The 12,287-nt window shown below is 36.9% G+C and carries 10 protein-coding genes; 2 read left to right on the forward strand and 8 right to left on the reverse strand.

Features of this window, described 5'->3' with window-relative positions:
* Window positions 1–35: 35 nt before the first annotated feature.
* The 4 genes from DV356_RS07265 to DV356_RS07280 form a co-directional block, all read right to left on the reverse strand.
* The gene (locus DV356_RS07265) at window positions 36–2,630 is read right to left on the reverse strand and encodes a UvrD-helicase domain-containing protein (RefSeq protein ID WP_118806747.1); all 2,595 of its coding nucleotides are present in this window, start codon (window positions 2,628–2,630) and stop codon (window positions 36–38) included.
* A 68-nt stretch (window positions 2,631–2,698) separates the two neighbouring features.
* Window positions 2,699–3,508 carry a 3'(2'),5'-bisphosphate nucleotidase CysQ gene (gene cysQ, locus DV356_RS07270; RefSeq protein WP_105894535.1) on the reverse strand — a complete coding sequence of 270 codons (810 nt, stop codon included), beginning with the start codon at window positions 3,506–3,508 and terminating at the stop codon, window positions 2,699–2,701.
* 4 nt (window positions 3,509–3,512) lie between these two features.
* A complete protein-coding gene (locus DV356_RS07275; RefSeq protein ID WP_105894534.1) occupies window positions 3,513–3,929 on the reverse strand; it encodes a hypothetical protein in 417 nt (138 codons plus the stop codon).
* Window positions 3,930–3,981: 52 nt separating this feature from the next.
* Window positions 3,982–5,970, reverse strand: coding sequence for an OPT family oligopeptide transporter (locus tag DV356_RS07280; RefSeq protein WP_118806748.1), 1,989 nt, complete (start codon window positions 5,968–5,970; stop codon window positions 3,982–3,984).
* A gap of 228 nt (window positions 5,971–6,198) precedes the next feature.
* On the opposite strand from DV356_RS07280, the gene hslR reads away from it, so the two are divergent.
* Entirely contained in the window at window positions 6,199–6,594 is a 396-nt protein-coding gene (hslR, locus tag DV356_RS07285) for a ribosome-associated heat shock protein Hsp15 (protein ID WP_005654696.1), read from the forward strand.
* 25 nt (window positions 6,595–6,619) lie between these two features.
* Here hslR and asnC read toward each other — a convergent pair whose 3' ends face one another.
* A complete protein-coding gene (asnC, locus tag DV356_RS07290; protein ID WP_005649540.1) occupies window positions 6,620–7,072 on the reverse strand; it encodes a transcriptional regulator AsnC in 453 nt (150 codons plus the stop codon).
* Between the two features lie 153 nt (window positions 7,073–7,225).
* Between asnC and asnA the strand changes: the two genes are divergently transcribed.
* A complete protein-coding gene (gene asnA, locus DV356_RS07295) occupies window positions 7,226–8,218 on the forward strand; it encodes an aspartate--ammonia ligase (RefSeq protein ID WP_118806749.1) in 993 nt (330 codons plus the stop codon).
* Window positions 8,219–8,282: 64 nt separating this feature from the next.
* On the opposite strand, the gene DV356_RS07300 is transcribed toward asnA, so the two are convergent.
* The 3 genes from DV356_RS07300 to gyrB all read right to left on the reverse strand — a co-directional run bounded on the left by DV356_RS07300 (window position 8,283) and on the right by gyrB (window position 12,244).
* Window positions 8,283–8,957, reverse strand: coding sequence for a phosphoglycolate phosphatase (locus DV356_RS07300; protein ID WP_065245061.1), 675 nt, complete (start codon window positions 8,955–8,957; stop codon window positions 8,283–8,285).
* Between the two features lie 45 nt (window positions 8,958–9,002).
* Window positions 9,003–9,677 (reverse strand): ribulose-phosphate 3-epimerase, encoded by a 675-nt coding sequence (gene rpe / locus DV356_RS07305; RefSeq protein ID WP_112081355.1) that lies wholly within the window; start codon window positions 9,675–9,677, stop codon window positions 9,003–9,005.
* A gap of 146 nt (window positions 9,678–9,823) precedes the next feature.
* Window positions 9,824–12,244, reverse strand: coding sequence for a DNA topoisomerase (ATP-hydrolyzing) subunit B (gyrB, locus tag DV356_RS07310; protein ID WP_112119292.1), 2,421 nt, complete (start codon window positions 12,242–12,244; stop codon window positions 9,824–9,826).
* Window positions 12,245–12,287 lie beyond the last annotated feature (43 nt).

The raw sequence follows: 12,287 nt of genomic DNA on the forward strand, positions 1-12,287 counted from the left end.
CAATTAAATTGAAAGATAGAACGCCAATCTGTTGATTACTTCTGTTCAATATATTTCTTCACAATCTGTCCTAGCTCTGAATCAGAATCATTAATATGAACGTACAAAGTATCTATTGGTCGAGTTAATGCCATTAACACCCAAGTCGCAGCATATTTCTTTCTGCGCTCTTCTTCCGAAAGATATAAATCATCACTTAAATAACTCGCTGCTAGCTCTTCTTGTTTCTTACGTTCATAGAATAAATCAAGATCAAAACACACAACAGACCAAGCTTCTAATCCACGACAAGATTCGTAAAATAGACTTCGATATGTATCTGCGGACGGAAAATCATCTTCTTCACGATCATTATCTTCATCATTTTGTCGCACACCTGTCTTTTTCTGATTGTGTAAAAATAGTTGCTCTTCAGGAATATTTGTTAATTCAGATAAATTTGATAATTTACTCTTTATTGATTCTGAAAGCAGCACATTATTATTACTATCAATCAGGAGATCTGTATGAATCTCTCCCCCGCTAAATAAAGTTCCTGATTCTGATTCCGTTAAAAATAAGATACTTTCATAATTAGAAAGCCCGTTATCTTCACCTATTTTTCTTAACTTATCTACGGTATTTTTCAGTTTAGAATTCCGAAGATCATTAATTTCAATAATGACTGAACCTTTATCTTCATTAGAACGAATTGCGCTCAAATCAAGATTAATCTGAAATTCATTAGCAACAAAGTTACACAGTTCAACAATATTCTGCTTCATTCTAAACGTGCGATTACGTTTTTGAATTTCGATCACATTATGGATAACCTGATTATCTGTATCTGAATATTTCCAATTACACTCTTCATTATGGCGAATTAGTTGTTCTCTACCACCTGTACAAACGACTATATTCTTTTTCTCCCAAAGTAAAAGAAAGATATCTCGCTCAAGGGGGTGGCAATCTTGCCCTTCATCAATAAATAAGGTTTGTTGTGCACGAATACCGCCGAGAGATCTGTTTACAAGTTCAGCAAAGGCTTCTGGGGTTCTTGGATATACTTTGCCCTTTTCTCGCATCCAATCATTCCATTGCTCATCCTCAATTTTGTCTATTCCTAATTGATAAAATAATTTTAGGGGATCTTTTATAGCCTGAATAAAATAACGTAAAACTTGATAATAATCTTGTAAAAACACTTGATTATGTAGTGTATTAGAAATTTTTCTCTTATTACTTTCAACATAAGTCTTCAAGTCAGGACTACCATTATGATTTTTCCATCTTAAGAAGAATTCTCTCATACCGCTATCCCAAGAACTATCTGGGTAATTAGTATTAGCTTTTTTTAGTAAATACTCTTCTACTCTTGCTTTTCGTTGATCTTGAATCGCTGAAAGTTCTGCAATTCTCCCTGCTGTCATCGCTCGTAATATTTGCAGGCTACGTGTTCTTTCATAAAAAAACTTATGGATAGTTCTAACAGCTATCTTTGTTCCTTGTTGGTAATGATCCGTGATAATCCTAACATCATTAGCTAACAATTTGTTATAGGTTAGGTAATAACCACTTTTTGCACCATAAGCTGTTTTATTTCTTGCATTCTCATAAGATTTTTTAATAAGAGATAGCATCTCAAATGTTTTTCCTGAACCTGCTTTTCCGCTAATGATGACAAGGTTTTTATTAAGTTCTTTTTCTGCTTTTATCCTTTCAGGCAAGTTGATTCTTTTTTGTTTTTTACTTTCCGCACCAAAAACAAGGTCAAAGATATTTTCTTCATCATCTTCTTGATTATTTTTATTTTGTTCTGAAAGATATTTCTCATAGATTTTTAGATCTTCCGCATACAGTTTATTAAGACGATCTATTTTTTTCTTAGTTAACGAACCTATTTTATTATCTCTTTCAAGTTGTTCTTTTAATAATTCTATATGTTTATCAATGATTTCATATGCCTCATGATTATCTTTCTCTATTGACCAGTGTGCATTTGATGTGAAACTATTATGCTTATAAGGAATACTTTTTAGATAGTATGTTAACTCTTTGAAACCAAATCTAGGTGCATAAATAAAGTTAGATCGGGAGAAATCACGATATTGTTCACTAGGGCTTATAACCCAAATTATAGGGTGGGGTGTAATCCGAAACTTGATAGGTTCTCCCTGATAAGAGAGTTCAAGTTGGTGATCTTTCCAAATGTATTCTAAATAATTTTTTGTTTGTTTAAATAGTTCACTTCTATATATGCCAATATCTTCCTCATATTTATCAGTGTATAGATAATTTATTCTACCTTCATATTCAGGTTGTTGAATATTTTCAAGATAATCAATGAATTTAATTGGAATAATAAGGTTATTAAAATAAACTTTTTTTGGGGTTATTCTTTGGTTGGTTGGTTCGTTGGTTGAATAGTTTTGCACAGAATAAAAACATTTATCTTTATTCTCTATCGCAATAATTAAAAGTAAATCAACATTAGTTTCAATCATCCCTTTAATCCTAGGGGTATTGATAAAAAATACTTTGACATTTTGTTTGAATCTATCATATTTTATTTCATCTTTTAGTTCTTCCTCAAAAAGTTTAATATCTACTAAATGATGTTGTTGATTATGTGAGTGAATCTCTATCGTCATTAACCCCCCCTATATAAAGCAATAAAAAATTTACACAAATTTTATTAAATTCTAACTAAAAACAACAATCAATTAAATTGAAAGACAGAACGCCAATCGAACGATTGATCGCCCACCATAACAAAATGCGGATTAATCAAGGTTTCGCGTTGGTTATAGGTTAAAGGCTCAAAATGAGAGTCAAAAATGGCACCGTGAGTTTCACTCAGCAACACTTCTGCGCCAGCAGTATCCCATTCGCCTGTTTGTCCTAAACGAACATAACAATCTACTGCACCTTCAGCCACCAAACCGCTTTTTAAGCTACTTGAACCAACCACAACAAATTCACAAGGAAAATCCTTCGGCAAAATCGACCGCACTTTTTCTTGTGAAGTGGTTGCACCTACCGCAATTCGTAAAGGGCGGTCAAAATTTGTCGTGTTTTTAGTGAGTTTTTTTACCTGATCCAGTTGTTTTTTAAACGTGCCGAAATCACACATTGCATAATAAGTTGTCGATAAAATTGGCGCATGAATAACGCTTAACACGGGTTTATTTTTACGAACTAAGGTTATCAACACAGAAAATTGATCGGTACGATTAATAAATTGCTGTGTGCCATCAAGAGGATCAACCAACCAATATTCTTTCCAATTTTTACGTTCTTCAAAGGAAATATGGCAATTTTCTTCCGAAAGAACGGGGACATTAGGGAAAAGTGCGGTCAATTTTTCGGTTAAAAATTGGCTCACAAAAAGATCCGCTTCCGTCACAGGCGTGTTGTCTTCTTTCAATTCAACATGAACCTGTTTTTGATAAAACTGTTGCAAATGCTTACCTGATTGGTAAGCAATCAGCAATACTTGGTTAAGTAAATGTTCGTTTAACGTCAGCATAAAATTATTCTCTTGTTTTTGGCAGCAGCCAAGGCATTACAAATAGAGCATAAAAAACCATTCCGCATGTGCTTATTAACCCGAGCGATAATCCTCCATTCGTTACCCATTCCCAAAAGGATGATTCTTGTTCGCCAAGTAATAACAAATAAAAATAAGATGCCATATTGCAGTAAACAAATGAAATGATCGATGAAACTAATACAATCGAAGCAATGTTATAACGTGTGTAACGGAATTTTGCGGCTAAAAGTGCGGTTAAAAATGCGGGAATGGTGGCAAGAAGAAATGCTGTGAGAGCATAACTAGAAAAAGGAACGATAACGCCACTTGAGTCATCATCGAACCAAATCAAAAGTGCGGTGACGACTATCTGTAAAATCAGAGGGAAAAAAATAAGTATTTTTAAGTAAGATTTCATAGTGAAAAATAGGTTATCCAGAAGATAACCTATTCTAAAATAAATTTAAGGATTAATCAGATTTTTTCGCACGTAATACGCGAGATGCAAAAATCACAATGCCCACGATAAATACGATTAAACCTAACCACTCGCCAATTGTATCCCAATTTTCAAGATTTAAGGATAATGGTGCTTCAGAACCACCAGTGGTAACAGAAGCCGCAATAATGAATGCTAAAATGACACCCATTAAACTTTCGCCTACAATTAAACCTGCAGAGAAAAGCGTACCGAAACGTTCTGCTTTAGCTGACACTTCTTTGTTACCAAGTTTTGCAATATGGCGAGCCATAATCCACGCTAGGAATGCACCAACAATCACAGGCGTATTAATTGATGGTGGTAAGTAAATACCAATCCCCACAGCAATAACTGGCAAGCTAAAGACTTTGTTGCTGACTTTTTTCAAAAATGCATCAATCGTAATTAACACAGCACCTAAACCCACACCAGTTAAGATGTAAGTCCATTCCAATTTATTTGTGAAAATACCTTGAGAAATGGCGGTCATTAACGTTGCTTGTGGTGCAGATAAGGCTTGTGAAGGATCCATATCTGGACGTGGCAACGCACCGCTGAAACCATACGCGTGATATAAGATTTCTAATACTGGCGCGATAACAAGTGCACCGACAAAGCAGCCGATAATTAATGCAACTTGTTGTCGCCAAGGTGTTGCTTCAACTAATAAACCCGTTTTTAAATCTTGTAGATTATCATTAGAAATACAAGCTGTAGTGATTACGATAGATGCCGTAAACAATGTAAGTGCGGTTAAAAATTTCTGACCATCTACAGTTTCAAATAAGCCCGAGGCGTTACCGATTGACACCAATACTAATGAAATCACGATAACAGAAATAATTCCGATACCAGAAATTGGGCTTGAAGATGAATCCACTAAACCTGCCATATAACCAGAAGCAGCTGCCACAAAGAAGCCGATAAATACCGCTAAGAAAGTACAAACTACCACTAATAAAATGGAAAGCTCAGGCGAAATTGGTGCCGCCGCAATAAAGTGATGTAATGAAATAACAATTAACGCAACCGTCGCAATTAAGATATAAATCATTGTTTTTGGAGAAAGGTCAATATCAATACGATGTTCTGATGCCTCTTGCCCACCTTTCAGCATACGGAAAGAATGAACCATCCCTTCAATCATTGGTTTCATTAAAATCAGCAATGTCCAAATCGCAGCAATACCAATTGTACCCACACCAATATAACGCACTTTGGTTTTCCAAACAGTCATCGCAGAATCAATTAAACTTGCATCCGCGGCAATATCTTCTGACATTGTGAAATATGGCACTGCCACACCCCAAGTCAAAATAACACCGATTAACATCGCAATACCGCCGACAATACCAATTAAATAACCAGCACCGAGTAAGGCAAGTGAAAAGCCCATTGGTAATTGGAACGCCGCTTTTCCTGTTTGAATCCAAGCACTTGCACCATCAGCCATAACGCGTAAACCGTTAGTTAAAAATGCCACTAATCCCGCTAAAACACCACCGTAAGCAATATCTTTCACACCGCTGTCGCCATCTGCATGATTACCTGCTTTCAAAATTTCTGCAGCAGCTACCCCTTCAGGATAAGGTAAATTACTATTTACCACCATTGCACGGCGTAATGGAATAGTGAATAACACGCCCAATGTACCACCAGCTGCACAAATCAACATCGTTTGCCAGAATGGAAAATCTTGCCAGTAGCCCATCATTAATAAACCAGGCAAGACGAAGATCACAGAAGAAAGCGTACCTGCTGAAGATGCTTGAGTTTGCACCATATTATTTTCAAGAATGCTAGAATCTTTGAAAAATTTGAGTACTGCCATAGAAATGACGGCCGCTGGAATAGATGACGCAAATGTCACCCCCACTTTTAGACCGAGATACACATTGGATGCAGTGAAAATTACCGTAATCAATGCACCGAGAATAATTCCTCGAACGGTCAATTCTTTTAAGTTTTCGTTATGCATAAATTGTTACTTGAGCTTAAAAAAAGAAAACCACTCAACCTTGTCAAAAATTTGACTATTTTTCAAGTTTTTTTAACATAAAATTTGTTTTATTGAAAAATGTTTAAATTAACCTGTTTTTATTTTTTTTCATTTAATAAAAATCCTATTAAAGAATAAAATTTTTAATAACAGTTCATTAGCATACTTTGTGGTACTATTTTGTCGAATCAAAATAAGGAGAAAATAATGGCAGAAAAAGAAGTCAGATTAGATAAATGGTTGTGGGCTGCCCGATTTTACAAAACACGGAGCATTGCTAAAGCGATGATTGAAAGTGGTAAAGTGCATTACAACAATCAACGTGCGAAAGTAAGTAAAATTGTGGAAGTGGGCGCAATGTTAAAACTTCGCCAGGGAAACGAAGAAAAAGAAATAAAAATTATCGCCTTAAGCGATCAACGCCGAGGTGCGCCAGAAGCACAATTACTCTATCAAGAAACCGAAAGTAGCGTGAAAAAAAGAGAAGAAATCGCGTGGGCAAGAAAAAATAATTCCCTTTCAATGCCCCATCCTGATCGTCGCCCAAATAAAAAAGAGCGGAGAGATTTATTGAAATTTAAACACCAAGATAAATTTGAATAAAAATTTCACCGCACTTTCTGTGTTTTTAAGGTTTAATATCTCGCAAAATTGGATTTTGCATTGAAATCAAGGTTTCAGTGGATTGAATTTCATCTATTAACTGAATCTTGGTCGCCAAAACAGAATGTAGTTCTGCGATTGTGTGCGTCATCACTTTTAAGAAAATCGAGTAATTGCCTGTTGTATAATAGGCTTCCACTACTTCATCAAAACTTTCTAGCTTTTTGATTACCTTTTCATAATCTTTTGCGCTTTTTAGAATAATGCCGATAAAACAACATACATCATAGCCTAATTTACGTTCATCAATAATCACTTTTGTGCCTTTAATAATGCCCGATTGACGCATTTTTTCTACTCGCACATGAATCGTTCCTGGACTAACTCCAAAATTTTTAGCCATTTCTGCGTATGGTGTTCTCGCATCTTTAGTGAGTACACGTAATATTTTTTGATCTAAACTATCGATGTTGTGCATAAAACCTTCTCCTTTAGATTTTATTTAATTTTTTCCCAATGAATTGGATAATATTCAACCAGAAAAAGAAAGTAAACAAAATACTTGAAATAAAATCATCATTTACTGAATAATACTCAAAAATATTACTCCTCGTTAAAAAAGGTTATCAAAATGAAAAAGACATTTATTTTACAACAACAAGAAATTAGCTTTGTAAAGAACACTTTTACCCAAAATCTTATTGAGCAACTTGGCATTATTGAAGTGCAAGGCCCAATTTTGAGCCAAGTGGGTAACGGAATGCAAGATAACTTATCAGGCATTGAAAAAGCCGTACAGGTTAATGTGAAATGTATTCCAAATGCGGTATTTGAAGTTGTACATTCTCTTGCGAAATGGAAACGCCATACATTGGCTCGCTTCAAATTTAAAGAAGGAGAAGGCTTGTTTGTTCATATGAAAGCATTGCGTCCAGATGAAGATTCTCTTGATCCAACTCATTCTGTTTATGTGGATCAATGGGACTGGGAAAAAGTGATTCCTGAAGGTCATCGTAATTTCACATACTTAAAAGAAACGGTAAATTCAATTTATCGTGCTATTCGTTTAACGGAATTAGCCGTAGAAGCACGTTTTGGTATTCCTTCCATTCTTCCAAAACAGATTACCTTTGTGCATAGCGAAGATTTAGTCAAACGCTATCCAGATTTAAGCAGTAAAGAACGTGAAAACGCAATTTGTAAAGAATACGGCGCAGTATTCTTAATCGGGATTGGCGGCAAACTTTCAGATGGCAAACCTCATGATGGTCGTGCACCTGACTATGATGACTGGACAACAGAATCTGAAAATGGCTACAAAGGCTTAAATGGCGACATTTTGGTATGGAACGACCAATTAGGCAAAGCCTTTGAACTATCCTCAATGGGTATCCGCGTAGATGAAAGTGCATTACGCTTACAAGTTGGCTTAACAGGCGATGAAGACCGTTTAAAAATGGATTGGCACCAAGATTTATTAAACGGGAAATTGCCATTAACTATCGGCGGTGGTATCGGTCAATCTCGCTTAGCGATGCTTTTACTTCGTAAAAAACATATCGGTGAAGTGCAATCAAGCGTATGGCCAAAAGAAATGTTAGAAGAATTTTCAAACATTCTTTAAAATCAATTAAGTAGATAACAAAAGTGCGGTAAAAATTAACCGCACTTTTTATTAGATGGAAAACTTAAAGAATACTTAATAGCTGGGCAAAATCATCAAACACCCAATCTGGATTGGATTCACGGATAGGGATATTGTAATTGTAGCCGTAAGTTAAACCAACAACTGCACAGCCCGCAGCGTGACCTGCGATAATATCATTTTTAGAATCGCCCACGAAAAGCACTTGGCGTGGTTCAAAACCAAATTTTCCGCATAAATAATAAAGTGGAGCTGGATGTGGCTTAATGGCAGGTAAGGATTGACCGCCCAACATTTCACTAAATAAATGATCAATGCCAAATGCGGCCAATACTGGCTGAACATGTCTTGTGGGTTTATTGGTAACAACTGCTAGGACATAGCCTTTTTCTTTCAGGATTTCTAAAGTTTCTTTTACATTTGGATACAAGCGGCTGACATTACATAAATTCTCGCCATAATAAAAATTAAAACGTTCTGTTACTTGCTTAACCTCTGTTTCAGTTAGCACTTTTCCTGTTTGTTTTTTCGCCCAATCTAACGCACGGGCAATTAATACAGGCGCGCCATTGCCGATCCAAGTTAAAACTAATTCTTCTGGCGCTTTCGGTAAATCAAATTCAGCCAAGGCAGAATTTACGGATAACGCTAAATCAGGCAAGCTATTTACCAAGGTGCCGTCTAAATCAAAGCCAATAAGTTTAAATTGTGTATTCATTGTTTTTCTCTGTTCTATTACGATCGTATTTTATTAAAATAACGGTTATGCGCTAACACTTGCTAACTGTGTACGTATTTGGTCAATAACTTGTTTATAATCTGGCTTACCAAAAATTGCGGAACCTGCCACAAACATATCAGCACCTGCCGCTGCAATTTCTGCAATATTATCAACCTTCACGCCACCATCTACTTCAAGACGAATGTCATAACCACTTTCATCAATGATCTTACGAGCCTGTTGTAATTTCTTCAATGTTGCTGGAATAAAAGATTGTCCGCCAAATCCGGGATTAACTGACATTAATAAAACCACATCCACTTTATCCAAAACGTAATCTAAATAGCTCAACGGCGTCGCAGGATTAAAAACTAATCCAGATTTACAACCACAATCGCGAATAAGCTGCAAAGAGCGGTCAATATGTTCGCTAGATTCTGGGTGAAAAGTGATGTAGTTCGCACCCGCTTTAGCAAAATCGGGAATAATGCGATCGACGGGTTTTACCATTAAATGCACATCTATCGGTGCGGTAATGCCATAATCACGTAAAGCTTGACATACCGCAGGCCCAAAAGTGAGATTAGGTACATAATGATTATCCATAACATCAAAATGAATAACATCCGCGCCTGCATTAAGTACGTTTTGTACATCATCACCAAGACGAGCGAGATCGGCAGAAAGAATTGATGGGGCGATAAGATAAGGTTTCATAAAGGTTCTCCGTTGAGAAAATGAGTGCATTTAGTTTACTCACTTAAGTTCAAAAAACCAATAGTAATCCTTATATGAAATAACAAGATAAACAAAGAAAGGGCATCTAAATGCCCTTTCAGTCATGAATATAAATAGACGAAAATTTACACGTCCAAATTTGCTCTTAACGCATTCAGCTCAATGAACTCACGACGTGGCTCAACTTCATCTCCCATTAAGGTCGTGAAGAGTTGATCTGCTGCAACGGCGTCCTTAATAGAAACCTTCAACATACGACGTGAATTTGGATCCATTGTGGTTTCCCAAAGTTGATCTGCGTTCATTTCCCCAAGTCCTTTATAACGTTGTACTTCAAGACCTTTACGAGATTCTTTCACTAGCCATTCAACGACTTGTTCAAAACTACGTACTGGTTGTACTTTTTCGCCACGAATAACATAAGCCCCCTCTTCTAATAAACCATTGAGTTGTTTATTAAGAGAAACAATTTTCGCGTATTCATTGCCGTGAACAAAATCAAAATTCAAGAAATAATCGGTATCAATACCGTGTTTGCGAACAGTAATCACCGCTTCATACACTTGGCGTTCCGCATTAAATTGTGTACGCACTGAATATTGATGCGCTTCTGTTTCTTTTGCAGTCAGTTGTTCAACAAAAGATTTACCCCAATTTTCAACCGCACTTTCGTCTTTCATCATTTCAACAGAAATTGGCGACTGATAAATTAATCCTTGCAATACAGGCACTGGGTAATGACGATTTAAACGACCGATAAGTTTTTGTACGCTGTTATATTCTGCCACCAATTTTTCAAATACAAGAGCATTCATTGCTGGTGCATTTGCGCTAATATGTAATTCTGTGCCATCTAACGCAAGGGTTAATTCATATTGCTCCATTTCATCCGCATCTTTAATGTAGCGTTCTTGTTTTCCTTTTTTCACTTTGTAAAGTGGCGGCTGAGCAATGTAAACATAACCACGCTCAATCAGCTCAGGCATTTGACGATAGAAAAACGTTAAAAGCAACGTACGGATGTGAGAACCATCCACATCAGCATCGGTCATAATAATGATATGATGATAACGTAATTTATCTGGATTATATTCATCACGACCAATACCGCAGCCTAAAGCAGTAATTAATGTGCCCACTTCTTGGGAAGACAACATTTTGTCGAAACGTGCTTTTTCTACGTTTAAGATTTTACCTTTCAATGGCAAAATTGCTTGAGTTTTACGATCACGACCAACTTTTGCAGAACCACCCGCGGAGTCCCCCTCCACCAAGTAAAGTTCAGAAAGAGCAGGATCTTTTTCTTGGCAGTCTGCTAGTTTACCTGGTAAACCTGCAATATCTAATGCCCCTTTACGACGCGTCATTTCACGCGCTTTGCGTGCTGCTTCACGCGCACGAGCTGCCATAATAATTTGATTTACAATGATTTTTGCATCTGCAGGATTTTCCAATAAATATTCCTGCATTTTTTCATTCATCGCTGATTCCACCGCACTTTTAACTTCTGAAGATACGAGTTTGTCTTTAGTTTGCGATGAGAATTTTGGATCTGGCACTTTAACTGAAATAATCGCCACTAAACCTTCACGTGCATCATCGCCTGAAGTCGCCACTTTTTCTTTTTTCAGCATACCCTCGTTTTCCATATAGCTATTTAAGCTACGGGTTAAAGCTCCACGAAAACCAGCTAAGTGAGTACCGCCATCACGTTGAGGAATGTTATTGGTAAAGCAGTACACGTTTTCATTTACACCATCATTCCACTGCAAGGCGACTTCTACGCCGATGCCATCTTTCTCAGCGGTAAAATAAAATGGCTTTGGATGAATTGGGTTTTTATTTTTGTTCAAATATTCTACGAATGCTTGAATACCGCCTTCGTAATGGAAATGATCTTCAGATCCATCACGTTTATCGATTAAACGAATAGATACGCCAGAATTCAAGAAAGAAAGCTCACGTAAGCGTTTTGCTAAGATTTTGTAATCAAAGGTTGTGATAGCAAAAATATCTGAGCTTGGCCAGAAACGAACCGTTGTCCCCGTTGCCTCTGTTTCGCCAATTACTGTTAATGGCGATTGAGGCTCCCCTAAATGATAAAACTGCTCGTGAACGTGACCTTGACGACGAATGGTTAATTGTAACTTATCAGAAAGAGCATTCACTACAGATACGCCCACGCCGTGTAAACCGCCCGATACTTTATAAGAGTTATCGTCAAATTTACCGCCTGCGTGAAGCACAGTCATAATCACTTCTGCTGCAGAAACGCCTTCTTCAGGATGAATATCCACAGGAATCCCGCGCCCATCATCTTGCACCGATACAGAATTATCATCGTGAATTGTCACGATAATATCGGAACAATGGCCAGCGAGGGCTTCATCAATGGCATTATCCACCACTTCAAATACCATATGGTGCAAACCAGTACCGTCATCGGTATCGCCGATATACATACCAGGACGCTTACGCACCGCATCAAGGCCTTTTAATACTTTAATGCTCGATGCACCATAGTTATCATTGGTCGTTTCTGACATAATTTATCTCATTCTTTTGTAAATAAAAATTGGGCGAGATTAT

Origin of the sequence: Haemophilus influenzae (assembly GCF_003494325.1) — a bacterium.
Classification (GTDB): Bacteria; Pseudomonadota; Gammaproteobacteria; order Enterobacterales; family Pasteurellaceae; genus Haemophilus; species Haemophilus influenzae_I.

Coding starts and splice junctions, on each gene's coding strand:
- DV356_RS07265 (WP_118806747.1), bottom strand. CDS start 2,630: ATGACGATAGAGATTCACTCACATAATCAACAACATCATTTAGTAGAT.
- cysQ (WP_105894535.1), bottom strand. CDS start 3,508: ATGCTGACGTTAAACGAACATTTACTTAACCAAGTATTGCTGATTGCT.
- DV356_RS07275 (WP_105894534.1), bottom strand. CDS start 3,929: ATGAAATCTTACTTAAAAATACTTATTTTTTTCCCTCTGATTTTACAG.
- DV356_RS07280 (WP_118806748.1), bottom strand. CDS start 5,970: ATGCATAACGAAAACTTAAAAGAATTGACCGTTCGAGGAATTATTCTC.
- hslR (WP_005654696.1), top strand. CDS start 6,199: ATGGCAGAAAAAGAAGTCAGATTAGATAAATGGTTGTGGGCTGCCCGA.
- asnC (WP_005649540.1), bottom strand. CDS start 7,072: ATGCACAACATCGATAGTTTAGATCAAAAAATATTACGTGTACTCACT.
- asnA (WP_118806749.1), top strand. CDS start 7,226: ATGAAAAAGACATTTATTTTACAACAACAAGAAATTAGCTTTGTAAAG.
- DV356_RS07300 (WP_065245061.1), bottom strand. CDS start 8,957: ATGAATACACAATTTAAACTTATTGGCTTTGATTTAGACGGCACCTTG.
- rpe (WP_112081355.1), bottom strand. CDS start 9,677: ATGAAACCTTATCTTATCGCCCCATCAATTCTTTCTGCCGATCTCGCT.
- gyrB (WP_112119292.1), bottom strand. CDS start 12,244: ATGTCAGAAACGACCAATGATAACTATGGTGCATCGAGCATTAAAGTA.